At 65.1% G+C, this 17,854-nt stretch carries 16 protein-coding genes; 9 read left to right on the top strand and 7 right to left on the bottom strand.

Going from position 1 to position 17,854, the window contains the following annotated elements:
- Positions 1-441 precede the first annotated feature (441 nt).
- Positions 442-1,926, bottom strand: a complete 1,485-nt coding sequence (locus QJT82_RS29620; protein WP_245288812.1) for an ABC transporter substrate-binding protein — start codon at positions 1,924-1,926, stop codon at positions 442-444.
- A gap of 445 nt (positions 1,927-2,371) precedes the next feature.
- Here QJT82_RS29620 and QJT82_RS29615 point away from each other — a divergent pair, with 445 nt between their 5' ends.
- From QJT82_RS29615 to coaA, 5 genes are all read left to right on the top strand, one after another.
- A complete protein-coding gene (locus tag QJT82_RS29615; protein ID WP_028342710.1) occupies positions 2,372-2,830 on the top strand; it encodes a hypothetical protein in 459 nt (152 codons plus the stop codon).
- A gap of 251 nt (positions 2,831-3,081) precedes the next feature.
- On the top strand, positions 3,082-3,942 hold the full coding sequence (locus QJT82_RS29610; protein WP_035632266.1) for a xanthine dehydrogenase family protein subunit M: 861 nt from the start codon (positions 3,082-3,084) through the stop codon (positions 3,940-3,942).
- A gap of 4 nt (positions 3,943-3,946) precedes the next feature.
- On the top strand, positions 3,947-4,429 hold the full coding sequence (locus QJT82_RS29605; protein ID WP_018272305.1) for a (2Fe-2S)-binding protein: 483 nt from the start codon (positions 3,947-3,949) through the stop codon (positions 4,427-4,429).
- Entirely contained in the window at positions 4,426-6,684 is a 2,259-nt protein-coding gene (locus QJT82_RS29600; protein ID WP_028342708.1) for a xanthine dehydrogenase family protein molybdopterin-binding subunit, read from the top strand. Before QJT82_RS29605 ends, QJT82_RS29600 begins: the two co-directional genes overlap by 4 nt.
- A 195-nt stretch (positions 6,685-6,879) precedes the next feature.
- Complete coding sequence (gene coaA / locus QJT82_RS29595) at positions 6,880-7,812, top strand: type I pantothenate kinase (protein WP_080686843.1); 933 nt, start codon at positions 6,880-6,882, stop codon at positions 7,810-7,812.
- 125 nt (positions 7,813-7,937) lie between these two features.
- Here the strand turns inward: coaA and QJT82_RS29590 are convergent, their stop codons facing one another.
- Positions 7,938-8,882: a dehydrogenase gene (locus QJT82_RS29590; protein WP_028342706.1), complete on the bottom strand. Its 945-nt coding sequence runs from the start codon at positions 8,880-8,882 to the stop codon at positions 7,938-7,940.
- A gap of 159 nt (positions 8,883-9,041) precedes the next feature.
- Between QJT82_RS29590 and QJT82_RS29585 the strand changes: the two genes are divergently transcribed.
- Together QJT82_RS29585 and QJT82_RS29580 are read left to right on the top strand one after the other, a co-directional pair.
- Positions 9,042-9,782, top strand: a complete 741-nt coding sequence (locus tag QJT82_RS29585) for a DUF4239 domain-containing protein (protein ID WP_028342705.1) — start codon at positions 9,042-9,044, stop codon at positions 9,780-9,782.
- A 469-nt stretch (positions 9,783-10,251) separates the two neighbouring features.
- Entirely contained in the window at positions 10,252-10,638 is a 387-nt protein-coding gene (locus tag QJT82_RS29580; RefSeq protein ID WP_028342704.1) for a hypothetical protein, read from the top strand.
- 128 nt (positions 10,639-10,766) lie between these two features.
- Here the strand turns inward: QJT82_RS29580 and QJT82_RS29575 are convergent, their stop codons facing one another.
- The gene (locus QJT82_RS29575) at positions 10,767-11,348 is read right to left on the bottom strand and encodes an HdeD family acid-resistance protein (protein WP_028342703.1); all 582 of its coding nucleotides are present in this window, start codon (positions 11,346-11,348) and stop codon (positions 10,767-10,769) included.
- A 245-nt stretch (positions 11,349-11,593) separates the two neighbouring features.
- Between QJT82_RS29575 and QJT82_RS29570 the strand changes: the two genes are divergently transcribed.
- Complete coding sequence (locus tag QJT82_RS29570; protein ID WP_026192947.1) at positions 11,594-11,815, top strand: dodecin; 222 nt, start codon at positions 11,594-11,596, stop codon at positions 11,813-11,815.
- A gap of 381 nt (positions 11,816-12,196) precedes the next feature.
- On the opposite strand, the gene QJT82_RS29565 is transcribed toward QJT82_RS29570, so the two are convergent.
- The 4 genes from QJT82_RS29565 to QJT82_RS29550 form a co-directional block, all read right to left on the bottom strand.
- Positions 12,197-12,757 (bottom strand): GNAT family N-acetyltransferase, encoded by a 561-nt coding sequence (locus tag QJT82_RS29565; protein ID WP_028342702.1) that lies wholly within the window; start codon positions 12,755-12,757, stop codon positions 12,197-12,199.
- 18 nt (positions 12,758-12,775) lie between these two features.
- Entirely contained in the window at positions 12,776-15,133 is a 2,358-nt protein-coding gene (locus tag QJT82_RS29560) for an Orn/Lys/Arg decarboxylase N-terminal domain-containing protein (protein WP_028342701.1), read from the bottom strand.
- A 106-nt stretch (positions 15,134-15,239) separates the two neighbouring features.
- Positions 15,240-16,391, bottom strand: a complete 1,152-nt coding sequence (locus QJT82_RS29555; protein ID WP_028342700.1) for a DJ-1/PfpI family protein — start codon at positions 16,389-16,391, stop codon at positions 15,240-15,242.
- A gap of 200 nt (positions 16,392-16,591) precedes the next feature.
- Positions 16,592-17,188: a tetratricopeptide repeat protein gene (locus QJT82_RS29550; RefSeq protein WP_028342699.1), complete on the bottom strand. Its 597-nt coding sequence runs from the start codon at positions 17,186-17,188 to the stop codon at positions 16,592-16,594.
- A gap of 257 nt (positions 17,189-17,445) precedes the next feature.
- Here QJT82_RS29550 and QJT82_RS29545 point away from each other — a divergent pair, with 257 nt between their 5' ends.
- Positions 17,446-17,832: an ester cyclase gene (locus QJT82_RS29545; RefSeq protein WP_028342698.1), complete on the top strand. Its 387-nt coding sequence runs from the start codon at positions 17,446-17,448 to the stop codon at positions 17,830-17,832.
- Positions 17,833-17,854 lie beyond the last annotated feature (22 nt).

Genomic DNA, 17,854 nt, shown 5'->3' with positions numbered 1-17,854 from the left:
ACGAAGCGCCTCATCGATTCCCCCTCAGAATCACGGGAGAATCATAACAGCGGCACTATGTTTTCACACAGCCAGGGTCAAAAGCAGTCGACGACGATCCGGCACGGCAATTGCTGCGTCGCCGTCAGAAGCGGACCTTTGTGAGTCCACGCCCTCGTTATCGGCAAGGCTGGGGTGCTGCGAATGATGCGCAACCGCAGCCATTGGTTCGCGCCGGAGGGGGAGGCGGATTTCGGAATATTGGAAATGTATTCCTGATTTGCCCGACGTGTCAAGTTGCCCGGTCGAACGCCGGCGGCCGTCGGCTCCTTTGCATGGGGTTGTTTTCGATATTTTGCAGCGCCCGCAAGCGAGAGCGGTGAAGCGCCTCGGCGGCTGAAACGATGAACCTTCCGACGTGCCTCAGCTGGTCGGCGGCGCGCGTCGCTCGCGCCGCCGACCTTATTCGGTCTTGTCGACGTTCCAGAACACCGGCGGCGCCGGGCCTTCCAGCACGCCGGTGAGCGATTTGCGCCAGGCGCTCGGCAAGCGGAACTGGCCGAGCGGGATATAGATCACCTGCTCGTAGGCTTGCTTTTGAATCTCGACCGCGACCTTCTTCTGCTCTTCGGGCGAGGTGGCGCGCGCATAGGCGTCGCGCATCTGCTCGAGCTTGGCGTCTTCGGGCCAGCCGAACCACGCCCGCTTGCCGTTGGCGGCGATCTGGTTGTTGACGATCGGGTTCATCACCTCGGTCGCGCCGGTGAAGGTGAAGAACAGGTTCCAGCCGCCCTCCTTGGGCGGCTTCTGGCTGGCGCGGCGGCTCACCACGGTCTGCCAGTCCGTCACCTGCGCGTCGACGTTGAAGCCGGCCGCGCGCAACAGCTGCGCCGCGACCGTCGGCGGTCCCTTCAGCGTCTGCACGTCGCCGGGGATCATGATCACGACGGGCGTGCCGTCATAGCCCGAGGCGGCGAGCGCCTTCTTCGCCTCGGCCATGCCGTTGCCCTTGATCAGCGTCTCGGCGCCGGCGTCGCTGGCGAGCGGCGTGTCGCAGGCGAAATAGGAGCCGCAGATCTCGTAATATTTTGGGTTGCCGACGGTGGCGTCGAGCACGTCCTTCTGGTTCATCGCCAGGAAGGCCGCGCGGCGGATCTTGGGGTTGTCGAATGGCGGGTGCAGGAAATTCATCCGGCCCTCGATCTGGAAGCCGAACTTGTTCAATACGGCCACGGTGAGATCGGAGTTCGCCTCGAGCACCGGCAGCAGGTCGACCGACGGCTGTTCCAGGAAATCGATCTCGCCGGATTGCAGCGCGTTGATCGCGGTCTGCGCGTCGGGCATCGTGACCCATTCGACGCGATCGACCTTCGCGACCTTGCCGCCCGACAGCCAATCCGGCTTGTCCTTGCGCGGAACGTAGTCGGCATTGCGCTCATAGACCGCTTTCACGCCGGGCTGGAATTCGGCGCTCACGAATTTGAACGGCCCGCAACCGATCTGCTCGGCGATCTGCTTGCCCGGCGGCGTCTCCGCGAGCCGCTTCGGCATCATGAAGGCGACGTAGGAGGAGGGCTTTGCCAGCGACTCCAGCACGAGGCCGTACGGCTCCTTGAGCTTGAGCACGATCGTCTTCGGCCCGCTCGCCTCGAGGGAAGCGGTGAATTCGGCCAGCTTCTGCGCCATGCCGTCGACGGCGGTCCAGCGCTTCAGCGAGGCGATGCAGTCCTCCGCGGTGACGGGCACGCCGTCATGCCATTTCAGGCCGTCGCGCAACGTGAAGGTGTAGGTGAGCTTGTCGTCCGAGATCGTCCAGTCCGCCATTTGCGGGCGGACCTTGAAGCTTGAATCGATGCCGAGCAGCGTGTCGTAGACCATGTAGCCATGGTCGCGGGTGATGTAGGCGGTGGTGAAACCGGGATCGATGATGCGCAGGTCCGAATGCATCACTGCGGTGATGGTCTTGCCCTTGCCCGCGGCAAAGGCGCGCGATGACAGGATGGCCGGCGCCGCGATGGCCGGCGGCACGCCGGCCGCAAGCTTGAGGAGCGTTCTGCGCGAAACTTCGACCATTCGCCGTCTCCCGATCTGTCATTGCGGCGGCATGCTTCACCAATCCGTTGTTGAAAGCAAGCAAGAGCCGCGCCATCGCGCTGGGTCCCGTTGCGAGGTTGCGCAGCCGTGTGCGCTCATTGCTTGAGCACGTCGCCGAGCAGGCGTTGGTTGGTTCCGGGCTTCGCCGCTCGGCACGTCCCGACGAGGTTGAGGAGGACTTAACCGGCTGCTGACACTTGTATTGCCTGGGTTAGCCGGGGTTGGACATCTTTCCGGTAGCCTGTTTGACGAGTGTGCGGCGGTCAAACCGCCGCGTCCCTTTGAGAGGCAAGACGCCATGCGCCGCGGTCTGCTCGTTCTTCTCGTGTTCGTCGGCATGGCGGTGTCCGGTCAGGACGTGCGCGCCGCGGAGTTCGGCACGCGATACAGCTACCAACAGCTGCAGGATCTGACCGAGAAGGGTCCCAAGGGCGAAGCCCTCGCGCTTGGCTATGTGAGCCTCACGCACTCCTTCATCCTGCCCTACAAGATGACGGGATACTACGCCCTCATGGTCAAGGGCTCCGGCAAAGACCTCAACGGCCGCCCGCTCAACGTCTACCACGAGCTCTCGCCGGAGAAGATCGAGCAGATGCAGCGTGCCGGCGCGCTGCCCAATCCGCTTCCCCCTTACCGGCGCACGATCTTCGAATACATGTTCGGCTATGTGTTGTGGTGGTGCATTCCGGCGGCGCTTCTCATCATCGGGATGTTCTCGATGCTTGGGATCGGCTCCGGCAAACGCGGTCAGGCCTGACCGATCTGGTTGGCGGCCTCGTCGCGGCGGGTCGCGTGCGCGCGCCCAAGGCACAGGCCGCGCGCCGCTGCCGGCACTGCACAAGTCCGCATCCTGCATAGGAGCCTGCGCTTCCTGCCGCACCTCGCAGGCTGTTCGGACCCCGATCCGCCGTGTAGGCTTACGGTCTGCCGGCCAGCAATAAGGCCACATCCCGCAAATCTTCAGGGAACAAGCAGTCGAGGGAGACCGAAAGAACCGTCATGACCGATATCCGATACGTAGCACCGCGCACGCTTGACGAAGCGATTGGCGCATTTGCTGCCGCCGGGAGTGCCGCCCGCATTATGGCAGGGGGCACCGACTTATTGGTGCAAATGCGCTCCGGCCTGGTGCGGCCGGGACTGATCGTCGACATCAAGAAGATCGGCGAGATGACCGAAATCAGCGAAACCGCCGACGGCGGTTTCCGCGTGGGTGCCGCCGTCTCCGGCATGGAGCTCGCCGAGCATGCGCGCTTCGGCAAGGTGTGGCCCGGCGTGCTCGAGGCCGTGAACCTGATCGGCTCCAAGCAGGTGCAGGGCCGCGCCTCCGCCGGCGGCAATCTCTGCAACGGCTCACCGGCCGGCGACAGCGTGCCGGCGATGATCGCGGCGGGTGCCGTCGTCACCGTGCAGGGTCCGAACGGCCGGCGGGACATGAAGGTTGAGGATGTGCCGGCGGGACCTGGCCGCACCAACCTCAAGCCGGGCGAGATCCTGGTCAGCTTCACATTGCCGCCGCGGCCGAAAGGCTCGAGCGATGCGTATCTGCGGATGATCCCGCGCACCGAGATGGACATCGCGGTGGTCGGCATCGGCGTCAGCCTGACCTTGAAGGACGGCGTCTGTACCGCGGCCCGCGTGGGCCTCGGCGCGGTGGCGCCGACCGCGCTGCTGGTCGCGCCGGCGGCGAAGGCGCTGATCGGCTCGAAGCTCGACGATGTCGCGCTCGAAGCCGCCGCTGCCGCGTGCCGCGCCGCCTGTCGTCCGATCGACGACAAGCGCGGCACCATCGCCTACAGGACCAAAACAGCCGGCGTGCTGCTCAAGCGCACCGCCGCGATCGCCGCCCAGCGCGCGGGAGGACACTAGCACCATGGCGAAACTGCACGTCACCACCTCAGTCAACGGCGAGCCGGTCGAATTCCTGTGCGAGCCGTACGAGACCATGCTCGACGCGCTGCGCGGGCAATTGGGGCTCACCGGCTCCAAGGAGGGCTGCGCGTCCGGCGATTGCGGCGCCTGCTCGATCACGCTCGACGGCCGCCTGGTCTGCTCCTGCCTGATGCTCGCGGCCGAAGCCGAGGGCCACGAGATCAGGACCATCGAGGGCATGGCCAGGGGCGAGAAGCTGCATCCGCTGCAGCAGAAGTTCCTCGAGCACGCCGCGCTTCAGTGCGGCATCTGCACCTCGGGCATGCTGGTCGCCTCCGAAGCGCTGCTCGCCAAGAATTCCAATCCGACCGAAGAAGAAGTCCGCTTCTGGCTCGCCGGCAATCTCTGCCGGTGCACCGGTTACGACAAGATCGTCCGCGCGGTGATGGAGACCGCTGCCGAAATGCGGGAGATGCGCCCATGAACGTCGTCAACAACAAATGGATCGGCCAGCGCACCATCAGGCCCGATGGCGTCGACAAGGTGACCGGCCGCGCGGCGTTTGCCGCCGACACCACCATGCCCGGCATGATCTGGGGCAAGGTGCTGCGCAGCCCGCATCCGCACGCCCGCATCAAGTCGATCAACATCGCCAAGGCCGAGGCGCTGCCTGGCGTCAAGGCGGTGGTCACCGCGCGCGACATCGTCGACTTCACGATCGAGAAGGGTGCCGTCATGCTCGGCATCCAGGACATGCGCTGGATGTGCCGCAACGTGATGGCGCGCGACAAGGCGCTGTTCCCCGGTCATCCCGTCGCCGCCGTCGCCGCGACCACGGAGGCGATCGCGACTGAGGCCTGCAAGCTGATCGAAGTCGACTACGAGGTGCTGCCCTGGGCGATCGAGATCGACGACGCACTGAAGGCGGATGCGCCGATCCTGCACGAGTTCAACAGATTCGACGGCAAGCCCTCGAACATCATGGGCCGCATCGAATCCAAGAAGGGCGACATCGCGCAGGGCTTCAAGGATGCTGAAGTCGTCATCGAGCGCTCCTTCACCACGCGCCCGGTGCACCAGGGCTATATCGAGCCGCATGCCTGCCTGATCTCGGTCGCGGCCGACGGCAAGACCACGATCTGGTCGTCGAGCCAGGGCCAGTTCATGGTGCGTGCGATGACCTCGATGCTGACCGGCATCCCGCAGAGCGACATCCGCGCCATCCCCGCCGAGATCGGCGGCGGTTTTGGCGGCAAGACCATCGTCTATCTCGAGCCGCTCGCGACCTTGCTCGCCAAAAAATCCGGCCGCCCGGTCAAGATGGTGATGACGCGCGAGGAGGTGATGCGCGCCACCGGGCCGACCTCGGGCTCGAAGAGCACGGTGAAGATCGGCGCGAAGAAGGACGGCACCATCGTCGCCGCCCATGGCAGCTTCTATCTGCAGGCCGGCGCCTTCCCGGGCTCGCCGATCCGCGGCGCGGTCGGGTGCAGCTTCGCGCCCTACGACATTCCGCATGTGCTGTCGGAGGGGTTCGACGTCTGCTCCAACCGCTCCAAGGTCGCGGCCTATCGCGCGCCCGGCGCGCCGATCGGCGCCTATGCCGTGGAATGCGTGCTCGACGAGCTCGCCGAGGCGCTCAAGATGGACCCCTTAGCGCTGCGGCTGAAGAACGCGGCGAAGGAAGGCACCAAGGCCGCCCATGGCCCGGTGTTCCCGCGCATCGGCTATATCGAGACGCTGGAGGCCGCGAAGAACCATCCGCATTATGCCGCGCCGCTCGGCAAGCTGCAGGGCAGGGGCGTCGCTTCCGGCTTCTGGTTCAATGCCGGCGGTGAATCCTCCGCGCAGGTCAACATCACCGAGGACGGCAACGTCGTCGTCACGACAGGGCATCCCGATATCGGCGGCTCGCGCGCCGGCATCGCCAATATCTGCGCCGAGCTGCTCGGCATCGACTATAAGCGCGTCTCCGTCATCATCGGCGACACCCAGACGGTCGGCTTCTCCAACCTCACCGGCGGCAGCCGCGTGCTGTTCGCCTCCTCGATGGTGGTGACGCAGGCCGCCGACAAGGTGATCGCGACCTTGCGCGAGCGCGCCGCGAAGATCTGGGAGATCGATCCGGAAGCGGTGAAGTGGGAGAACGGCGCCGCGCATCCGGTGAGCCCGAACGCCGGCCAGTTCGAGCCGTTGACGCTCGCCGACCTCGCCGAGAAGGCGCCGTCGCAGGGCGGCCCGATCGGCGCCAGCGTGCAGCTCAACACCCAGGGCGCCGAGGGCGGCTTCGGCACCCATATCTGCGACGTCGAGGTCGATGTCGATCTCGGCATCGTCCGCGTCATCCGCTACACCGCCGTGCAGGATGTCGGCCGCGCCGTGCATCCGAGCTATGTCGAGGGCCAGCTGCAAGGCGGCGTCGCGCAGGGCATCGGCTGGGCGCTGAACGAGGAGTACATCTACAACAAGGACGGCAAGGTCGATAATCCGGGCTTCCTCGATTATCGCATGCCGGTCTGCTCCGACCTGCCGATGCTCGATTGCGCGCTGGTCGAGGTGCCGAACCCGAAACATCCGCAGGGCGTCAAGGGCGTCGGCGAGGTGCCGCTGGTCCCTGTGATGGCCGCGGTCGCCAACGCCGTTCACAACGCGCTCGGCAAACGCTTCTACAGCCTGCCGATGTCGCCGCCGAAAGTGTCGGAGGTGCTCGACGCACCGACGCAGCAGGCCGCGGAGTAGGAAACGAGGGGCGGGTTGCGGTTCGCAAGCCTCCCTCCGGTTCTACAGCGGTTGCCGTGTAGCCCGGATGAGCGAAGCGACATCCGGGGAGAGAGCTTCCCGCATGAGCGGAGCCCGTCATCGGGCGCACGTTCGTGCGACCCGTTGGCTCATGCGGGCTACTCGCCGCATCAGGCTCACCGTGAACGGATGAGGATGACCCACCCCGACGAGCTGTCCGCCTACATGATCTTCGGCCGCGGCGATTGGGCGGCCTTGCGCGCCAGCACGTCGCTGACGCTGTCGGACGCCGATCTCACCGCGTTGCGCGGATTGAACGAGCCGATCAATTCTGCCGAAGTCAGCGACGTGTATCTGCCGCTGACGCGCTTATTGAACCTGCACTTCGCGGCGGCGCGCAACCTCGCGCACGTCAAGGCGGAGTTTCTCGGCCGTCCGGCACGCCGTTCGCCCTACATCGTCGCATTGGCCGGCAGCGTCGGCGTTGGCAAGAGCACCTTCGCCCGTGTGCTGTGCGCGCTGCTGGCCCGCTGGGCAGATCATCCGCGGGTCGAGCTGGTGACGACCGACGGCTTCCTGCATGCCAACGGCGTTCTCGAAGAGCGCGGGCTGATGCGGCGCAAGGGTTTTCCCGAGAGCTATGATCTGCCGCGCATGCTGCGATTTCTCGCGGCCGCAAAGGCCGGCGAACGCGAGCTCGAGCTGCCGGTCTATTCGCATCTGATCGGCGATATCGTGCCGTCGGAACGCCAGGTCATCCAGCAGCCGGACATCCTGGTGTTCGAGGGCCTCAACGTGCTGCTGGCGCGCGGCACGGCGCCGGTGGTGGTGTCGGATTTCTTCGACTTCTCGATCTATCTCGATGCCGACGAGGCCGACATCCAATCCTGGTATGTCGAACGCTTCCTCAGATTGCAGCCGACGGCGTTCCGGAATCCCGCCTCCTATTTCCACCACTACAGGGACCTGCCGCCCGACGATGCGCGCGAGGTCGCGGAGCGGCTGTGGCGCGAGCATCATCGCGCCAATCTCAGGGAGAACATCTTGCCGACGCGGACGCGGGCCGATGTCGTGCTGCGCAAGCGCTCCGATCATTCGATCGGTGAAGTCTGGCTGCGGGAGACGTAGAGCAATGATGTAGCCCGGATGAGCGAAGCGATATCCGGGAGCATAGTCCCGCATGTCGCGGAGGCTGTCATCGGGCGCGCATTCGTGCGACCCGTTGGCTCATGCGGGCTACAGAACAGTTCCGCTTACCGCAGCTCCTTCCCCAGCTGCGCAAGCACCGTCTCGCAGGTCATCAGATCGAGATGCCCGCCGCCGGCGTTCTTGAAGAAGGTGATGTCGCTATCCGACAGCCGGCCGGCGACCTTGCCGCTCGCGAGGTCGTAGTGATCGCCGAGCACATCGGTCTCCTTGATCGCGCCGCTGGCGATCGGCTGCAAAATGTCGCCGACGCCGTCGAAGGCGGATTCGCGGCGGTCGACGAAGATGCGCGAACGCCGCGCCGCCTCGTCGTCGGACTCGCGGGTTTCCGGGGTGAAGCCGCCGACCAGATCGAGATGGGTGCCGGGTCTTAAATTGGCGCCCTTGACCAGCGGCTCGCGCGAGCGGGTGCAGGTGGTGATGATGTCGGCCTCGCGTGTCGCGGCGTCGAGATCGGTGACGGCTTCCGTGGCGATACCATCGCCTTCCAGCAGCGCGGCGAGCTCCTGGGCGCGCTCGACCGTCCGGTTCCAGACCCGCACCCGCTTCAGCTGCGGCCGCACGGTGCGGTGGCCGCGCACCAGCCAGCGCGCCATCTCGCCGGCGCCGACCACCAGCAGCGTCTCGGCATCCGGCCGCGCGAGGTGTTTTGCGCCGAGTGCGGAATCCGCGGCGGTCTTCCAATGGGTGATTTCGGCGGCGTCCATCACCGCGAGGGGACGCCCGTCATTGCCGTCGAACAGCACGCAGACCGCCTGCACCGCCGGCAGCTTGCCGTGGGCGAGGTTGCCCGGAAAGCTGGTGTAGAGCTTGGTCATCATGAAGCGGCCGGCATCGACCGCGCTGCGCGTCACCAGCTGCTGGCCCTTGTCGTCGCCGAGATAGCTGTCGTGCACCGCGATCTTCGGCCGCCGGTGCGCGGTTTCGATCGCCTCGATCAAGACCGGAAAGCTCAGGACGCGGTTGACCTCGCTGTCGTCGACGATATGCACGTGGTATCTCCTCTGGAGCGCCCCTCGCGCTCTCGCCGGACGTTCCCGAAACCTGTCCGGACTGGATAGCGCGTGGGGACGGCTAGTCAACCGGACATGCACCGCCGGGCGTCCCTTGCTATCCTGCGGACCTGATTCTCTCGCAGGTTTTCGCAAGCCGTGGTTGCATTCATCGTCGCCGTCCTGATCTTCGTCCTGCTCGGCGGCGCCGCGCTTGCGACCATGGCGATCCATGCCCGGCTCGCCGATCATCACCGCAGCGACGAGACCAATACCTCGGTACGCCTGGTCGCGACGCTGTTCGTCACCATGCCGTCGCTGCTGCTCGGACTGATGATGAACAGTGCCGCCAACACCTATGTGGCGGTCGACCGCAATTTGCATGTCTTCGCCACCGACCTCATCCTGCTCGATCGCGGCCTGCGGCCGCTCGGGCCGAGCGCCGACGAGCCGCGCAAGCGGCTGCTCGCCTATGTCGAGCAGGTGCTCAAGGATGTTCCGATCTCACGAGCGAACGAGGTGTCCGAGCGCCTGCTCGACGAGGTCGGCACCAGCCTGCGCGAGCTGCGGTTCGACGACGAGCAGAAGGTCGCGCTGTGGAACGACGCCCGCTCGGTCTACCGGCAGGCGGTGCAGCAGCGCTGGACCTTTGTCGAGCAGTCCGACGGTTCGTTTCCGTCGCCGCTGATCTGCATCCTGGTCGGGTGGCTGACGCTGATGTTCGCGACCCTCGGCTTTCGCGCGCCGCGCAACGCGGTGGTGATCTCGACCACCATCGCCGCCGCGGCGCTGATCTCGGCCGCGATCTACCTGATCCTCGAAATGAGCACGCCGTTCTCCGGCCCGATCCAGCTCTCCGACCGCCCGCTGGTGCGCGCGGTCGAGGAAATCAGGCGGTAGGGCGCCATGAGATCGGGTGAGTAGAAATCGCAAAGGGGGTGCACTCCCTCTCCCGCAAGCGCAGGGCTATCGCATATCGTGGCGGTGCCCTCGTGGCCATCCTTCGAGACGCCCGCCTTCGGCAGGCTCCTCAGGATGAGGTCTTGTTTGCGGCACAATAAGTAGACCCTCATGGTGAGGAGCGCCGCTTGCGGCGCGTCTCGAACCACGAGGCCAAGCACTTGCGCGTCGCCAAGGGGCATATGCGATAGCCCTGACCGCAAGCGAGAGAGGCGCACTGAGCTTGCCGCTAGGCCGCTTCAACCAAAACTCATGCTGCGCTGGCTGCCGGTATCGGCACGCGCCTCCGGCTTTATTCCCCTCGCATTGATCGCCGTCCCGAAAATTCTTCACGCGCGATCAGCGGAATAGTGCGCGCCCTGCGGCGTCCTAACGCATGCAAGCCATTTGCATTCGAAAAGGAGACATCATGAAGACATCGATCTCGCTCGCGCTCGCCACCGCCATGTCGCTTGCGCTCGCCTCGACCGCCTTTGCCGCGCCGCCGACCAAGACCGGAACCACCGCGAAGGGCTCCGTCCTCACCGACGCCAAGGGCATGACGCTCTACACCTTCGACAAGGATTCGGAAGGCAAGTCGGCCTGCAACGGACCGTGCGCGACAAACTGGCCGGTCTTGAAGGCGGACGCCAGCGACAAGGCCGAAGGCGGCTACACCATCATCTCGCGGGACGACGGCTCCAAGCAGTGGGCCTACAAGGGCAAGCCGCTCTATACCTTCGCCAAGGACCAGAAGGCCGGCGACATCACCGGCGACGGCTTCCTCAACGGCGCCTGGCACCTCGCGCAGCCCTGAGGGCTTGCAGGCGGATTGAGCGCAGGGCGGGCTAGCGCAAGCGCAACCCGCCGTCTTTCCGCACGCAAAACATGCGGCGGGTTACGTTGACCTAACCCGCCGATCCTGCCTGAAGCGACGATCGCGCCTCACGCCCTGCGCTTCAGCGCCATGCCCATGCTGATCCAGCTCACGCCGGCGCAGATCAAATCGACGCTGAGGAAAATGCCGAGCACGTAGAGGCTCGACACCGGCCAGCGCGCCAGGATCATGGCGCCGAGCACGAGCGTGATCAGGCCGGAGATCGCAACCATTCCCCACGGCGCTTCCGAGTTCATGCCGAAGGCGAGGAAGATGCGGACGATGCCGGAGACCACGAGGGCAACGCCGAGGAACAGCGTTAGCGTCGCCGCCGCGAGCAGCGGGTTCTCGAAGGTGATGAAGCCGGCGACGACATAGAGCGCGCCGAGCAGCAGCCAGAACAGGAACTTGCCCCAGGTCTTGAACTGGAACGCGTTGATGATCTCGGCGACGCCGGCGACGATCATCATGGCGCCGACGAACAGCACGCTGACGACGGTGGCGAAGAAGACGCTGCCGAAGGCGAGCACGCCGGCGATCAGATAGATCACGCCGAGGGCGACGATCCAACCCCACTTGGCGCGGAGGTTGGCAAGCCCGGATCCGAGGCTGTGAGGAGGTGTGGCGGGTGAGCTGGACGCAGTGGACATCGTATCGCTCCCGAATACTTGATGAAACCATGCTACCATAGGTCAAGGCACGGACAAGGGCGGGTGCGCAGCTGGCACGAACTGCATGCTGGCACCAAAGGCGCCGCGACACGTTGATTCAATTCGTCCGGCGTGTTGCCGCGCAGCATTCGTCGGTTTTGACGATGGCCGGCCCGCATCGGACGATGGACTGTCCGGACCGCAGCGCAAGCGGTCCGGATCGCGCATCCACAGAGGAGGTCGACATGCCCGCCACCCACGACAAGGATCACGTCTACAAAATCCTGGAACTGGTCGGATCATCGGACAAGAGCATCGAGGCGGCGATCGAGAACGCCGTCAGCCGCGCGTCAAAGACGATCCGGGAAATGAAGTGGTTCGAGGTGGTGCAGACGCGGGGCCATATCGAAGACGGCAAGATCCGGCACTACCAGGTGGCGCTGCGGGTCGGCTTTACGCTGGAGTAGGGCGGCCTTAGTTCGTCATTCACCGGTGCGCAATTCGAAACGCGAACCTGCGCCCCACTGTGCTGTCATCGCCCGGCTTGACCGGGCGATCCAGTACGCCGCGGCCTCTCGGTTCAAGCACCGCTGTCTCTGGAATACTGGATCACCCGCTTTCGCGGGTGATGACACCGCGCTGTTTGACGTCCTGAATTGCGACGTATCCTTATCGTCGTCCCGGCGAAGGCCGGGACCCATAACCACCGAAGGTGATTATTGCGCGACGCTGGGGCCACAGCCTTCCCTGCCAATCCAACCCTGTGGTTGTGGGTCCCGGCCCCCCGTGCGCAATTGCGCACTAGGCCGGGACGACGAATGTGGAAAGAGCGCTGCCGCCAGCCCCCATCACCGTCGCGACAGCGGCGCGGGCGGCGGCGGGGCGGTGGCGCCGGCGGCGAGCGAGCGCTGCACCATCACGGTGTCGGACCAGCGGCCATAGCGATAGGCGACACCGGGCAAATGCCCGACGCGGGCGAAGCCGAAGCGGTCGTGCAGCGCGAGCGAGGCGGCGTTGTCGCTGTCGATGTAGCCGATCATCTGGCGGAAGCCGGCGGCGGCGCAGGTGTCGATCAACTCCTGCAGCAGCCGGCCGCCGACGCGCTGGCCGGTGAAGCGGTGATGCACATAGATCGAATGCTTCACCGTGTAGCGGTAGGCCGGACGCTTGCGGAACAGCACGACATAGGCATAGCCGACCACCTCGCCGTCACAGATCGCGACGAGATGGGGCAGGCGGGTGTTGCGCAGATTCTTGCGGCGGTCGCGCAGATCGTCGGGCTCCGGCGTGCCGCTGTCGTCGACGCTTTCCTCGACGCCGCGGCGGATATGGTGGCGGTAGATCGACAGCATGGCGTCGACGTCGCTGTCGCGGGACGGGCGGACGGTGATCTTGTGATCATTCTCCATTGTGTTGCGCCCGTTCGCCTATTCGGACACGACATAGGTGTAGAAGCGGACGCGGCCGGAGTCGTCGATCTCCTTGTAGATGCCCTGGACTTCGACCTCGAAGCCCGGGAACGCATTGAAGCTCGCCTCGAACATCTTCAGATAATCGATCATCGGCTTGCTTCGTTCCGACAGCCGCTCGCCGGGCACGATGGTGGCGATGCCGGGCGGGTAGACCACGAACGGCGTCGCGGCGACGCGGCCGAAGATCAGGTCGATCGGCAGATAGTCGACATCGTTGCGGATGAGATATTGTGCGGCCTGGCGCGGCGACATCGCGATCTCGGGCAGGTGCTCGGGCAGGAATTGCCTGGCCTGCAGCGTGCTGACGCCGCCGTCGCGGAAGAAGCGGTGCATGTCGCCGCAGAGGTCGCGCAGCCGAACCCCGCTATAGCGCTGCGGGCGGCGGCGGAAGAATTCGGGGATGACGTCCTCGATCAGCGCGTTGTCGTCGTGCAGCTTCTTGAAGGCGACGAGTCCCGACACCAGCGTGCCGGCCTTGCTGGCCTCGACGCCGGGTGTCAGCAGGAACAGCAGGGAGTTGAGGTCGTTCTTCTCGGCGACGATCTGGTTCTCGCGGAGATATTGCGCCACCACCGGCGCGGGGATGCCGTGATCGGCGTAGGCGCCGGTGGCGTGATCGAAGCCCGGCGTCAGCAATGTGAGCTTGTTCGGGTCGGTCATGGCGAAGCCCGCGGTCAGCTCGGGGAAGCCGTGCCAGTTTTCGCCGGGACTGAGCTGCCAGTAGGACGGATTGGTCGCGAGCTGATCGGTCGAGATGGTCTCCCAGGCGACATTGTGCACGCCGTTCTCGCGCGCGACGTCGGGGATCATGACGCGGTCCGGCACGAACGGCTCGAAGAACCAGCGCCGCTCGGAGCGCGTCTCCTTCTCCTCGAACTCGCGCTTCACGGCGCGGATCTTCTTGCGCAATTCGATGCCGAGCCGGATCGTGTCGTCCCACAGGACTTCGCCGGAGCGGCCCTTCATCATCTGCGCGCCGACATCGAGCGAGGCGAAGATCGGATAGAACGGCGAGGTCGAGGCGTGCTGCATGAAGCTTTCGTTGAAGCGGCGGTGCTCGACCCGGCGCTTCTGGCCCTTGATGTGGCGGTCGCGGATGTGGATCTGCGACGCCTGCGAGAAGCTCGCGAGCTGCTTGTGGGTCGATTGGGTCGCAATGATGCCGGGGGCCTCGGGGCCGAGATCGGACAGTCCCATGGCGAAGCGGCCGGCATAGATCGGGTGGAATTTCATGAAGCCGGCCCAGGCCTCGTCGAACAGGATATAGTCGCAGAGATGGCCGATCCGCTTGAGGATCATCTCGGCCGAGTGGATGGTGCCGTCATAGGTGCACTGCTCGACCACGGCGACGCGGAACGGACGCTCCTTCTTCCAGGCGTTCTCGTCCTTGACCAGCGGGTGCTTGCGGATGTGGTCGCGCAGCGTGCCCTCGTCGAGCAGGTCCCAGCGCATCGGGCCGATCAGGCCCCAGGCGTTGCGCACCGTCGGCACGTAGACCGGGATGCCGCCGCCGATCAGCAGCGCGCCGTGATGCGCGGCCTTGTGGTTGTTGCGGTCGAACAGCACGAGGTCGCCGTCGGTGACCAGCGAGCCGAGCGCGACCTTGTTGGAGGTCGAGGTGCCGTTGAGCACGAAATAGGTCTTCTCGGCGCCGAAGATCCGCGCCGCCTCCTTCTGCGCCCGCAGCGCCGGCCCCTCATGGGTGAGGAGGTCGCCGAGGTCGAGCACGGAATTGTCGAGATCGTCGCGGAACACCGCTTCGCCGAGATGTTCGACGAACACCCGCCCGATCGGGCTGCGGCTGTAGAACACGCCGCCATTATGGCCCGGACAGGTCCAGAGCTGGTTGCCTTCCTCGGCATAATCGACCAGTGCGCCGAAGAACGGCGTCTTTAGGTTCTCGGCATATTGCTTCAGCCTGGAGATCAGGTTCTTGGCGATGAAGGGCGGGGTTTCCTCGGACAGGAACACGTAGCCGTCGATGAAATCGAGCACCTCGACCGGCAGGTCCTCGAACCGCTTGCGCCGGATCAACAGGATGATCGGGAAGTCGAGGCCGCGCCGACGCATCAGGTTGATCAGTGCCGCGGTCTTGCCTTCAAGGCCCTTCTTGCCCCAATCGACCACCATGCAGCCGATCGCGGCATCGGTCTGCACCGCGATCTCGGCATCTTCCAGCTTGCGGGCGCGAACCACCTCGAAGCCGGAGCGCTCGATCTCGGCGATGATCTGGTTGAAGCGGATGCCCTCGAGGTCGTCGGCCTCGAACACCGGCGCAGCGAAGAGGAAGTTGAAGCGTTTGAAATAGTCCATGCGTATCCCCGAACTGGTCCGGCGCTGACGTGTCGGCACAATTCATGACAAGGAGATGACAATGGGGTCGATGGAGGATCGAATACGTTGTTGGGGGCGCGATCCCTCACTGCACGACGTCAGCCCGTGGATATTCGAGCTGCATGGCGACGAAGTCCGCCGTGCCGCGGCCATAGCGTGTCTCGATCCCGGCGAGCGCCCGGTCGAGTGCCTGCGCGGGCGGCGCGGTGCCGACCGCGGGCAGCAGACCATCTGCGGACCAGCCCGACGCCACGACCTGCGGATAGACGCGCAGGCCGTTGCGGGTCGTCACGACGTCGCCGGTCGCGGCGAAGGTCACGGCGTGCGAGCGGTAGGTGCGCGACCAGCTGTCGGCGACCAGCGCGAGCGAGACCTCGTCGACGCCGGGAGCAAGCGCGAGGCCGAGTTGTTCCCGGTTCCAGAACGCCGGCGTGTTCCGGATCGCGGTCAGCGCGAAGGAACGGGTGAACTTGAAGGCGTTGCTGTCATGCCGCGCGTCCCAGCCGGGCAGGCCGATCTCGCGCGCGACGGCCTCAGCCCTGGCGCGGCCGGCGATCGCCTCGATCAGGGTCAGCGACATCGGCATCGAGGCCGAAATCCCGGTCGTCGTCGCGACGCCGTGGTCGACCACGATGCGGCGGTCGGCGACATAGCGGATCTCGGGATGCTTGTTGCGCCAGTTCTTCAGGTAAAACCAGTGCGTGGTGGCGCGCCTGCCGTCGAGCAGGCCGGTCGAGGCGAGCACCTTGGCGCCGGCGCAGACGGCGACGATCACAGCGCCTTTCTCCGCCTGCTGCCGGATCCATTGCATGACCGCCGGATCGTCGTCGCGGCTCATCGCCGGCACGATGACGTAGTCGGCGCCGTCGGGATGCGCGGCATCGAATGCGGCGATGGTCGCATCTGGCTCGACCTTCAGCACCGGGAACAGCGCGACCGGACCGGGTCCGGTCGCCAGCGTGACGACATCGGCAACATCGGCGCGCTTGAGGATGCCGTAGGGCATCAGATAGTCGGTGGTCTCGGTCATGTCGTTGATGCCGAGGATCGCGATTAGCGGTCGCGCCCGCTTCGGTGGCTTCAGCGCCGCGAGCGTTGCATCCTGCTCGGCCTTGGCGATCGGAGGCGGAAGGCGGAACGCCGATGCGGCGGGCAGGGTGAAGAGCCAGATGCCGCCAATGATTGGAACCAGCGCAGCAACGGCGATGCCGCTCCACGCGAGAAGCCGGCAGGTCATGATGATCGATCTCAACGTATCCGCGTGCGTCGCCCGGCACGCAAGCTACTCGCCGGTCACGTCGACCAAAACGGCGAAATTCCTGCAAAAACGGACACGCGAACAAAGTGGCTCAAAGGCGTAGCCCGGACGAGCGACAGCGACATCCGGGGCGGTCCCTCCCCGCATGTCGCTTCGCTCATGCGGGCTACGCGACGCGCTCAGTAGACGAGGTTCGTACCCGGCGGCTTTTCCAGTGCCGCCGCCAGCGTCCGATACTCCTCGCAGTCGGTGCCACAGATCTCGGCGATCCGCTGCAGATGATACTGCGCCTGGTCGCGGTTTCCCTGTTCGATCTGCCACAGGCCGTAGTAGTTCCACGTCAGGACGTGGTTCGGATCGGCCTTGAGCGCACGTTCATACCAGACTTGCGATTGCTTGTAGTCGCCGAGCTTGCGATAGGAATAGCCGATCAGGTTCGCGACATCAGGATGATCATCGCGCCCGAGTGCGTGCAACTGATCGATCGCGGCGGCGTAGTCGTTGCGTTCGTAGATTGTCGCATAGGCCGCGCGATAGCCGTCGCGGAATGCCGGGTCTTCGAAGCCGGACTGCTTGACGGGCTTCTTGACCTTGTGCGTGGTCTTTCTGTCCTTCTGCTGGGGATAGGACGGCGCGGGAGTGCCGTAGCTCGACCCGTATGGGTCGCCACCGCCGCCACCGCCGCCACCTCCGCCAGCCGCGATGGCGGTCTGCGGCGGGAACAGAATGATCGGCGCTGTCAGAAATGCCGCAAGCATCATCGGTGACTTGATCATGGACACCTCCCGATTTGATAAGGACAGTCATCGGCCTGAAGCAATAACTCCCGATCGCAGGAGACATTCCGCGCGTTCTGAGAAATTGTTTGCCGAAGCGGCAATCGCACTGTCTTTTCGGGACGTCGCGCTTTCACGTGCACGCTGGCTGAGTGTTTTGTTGGCGCCGTCGGACATCGGAGTCGAAACTAACATCGGTGTTAGAAACGCACTCAATGCTCAATGTCCATCTGGACCCGCGGCAAGGAGAACGATCGATGATGAAAACGGACCTCGCCGAGATCTACCGGAACTACATTGCCTGTTTGAATCGCCAGGACTGGCCGCAACTCGGCCGGTTCGTTGACGAGGATGTGTGCCACAACGGCCGGCGGCTCGGGTTATCCGGCTATCGCGAGATGCTGGAAAGGGACTTTCGCGACACCCCGGACCTTCGCTTCAACATCGAACTGCTGGTGTCGGATGCGTCCCATGTCGCGAGCCGGCTGGCGTTCGATTGTTCGCCGAAGGGACGATTTCTTGGTCTCGCTATCGACGGCAGACGCGTTTCCTTCGCCGAGAACGTGTTCTACGAATTCCGCGACGGGAGGATCGTGCAGGTCTGGTCGGTGATCGACAAGGCTGCGATCGAGGCCCAGCTGTAGCGGCGGAGCCTGGACGAGCGTG

The sequence above is a fragment of the Bradyrhizobium sp. Mp19 genome (assembly GCF_029952935.1).
Taxonomy (GTDB): Bacteria; Pseudomonadota; Alphaproteobacteria; order Rhizobiales; family Xanthobacteraceae; genus Bradyrhizobium; species Bradyrhizobium elkanii.
Note: the sequence above shows the minus strand (reverse complement) of the source record. Positions and strands in the feature narration are given on the sequence as shown.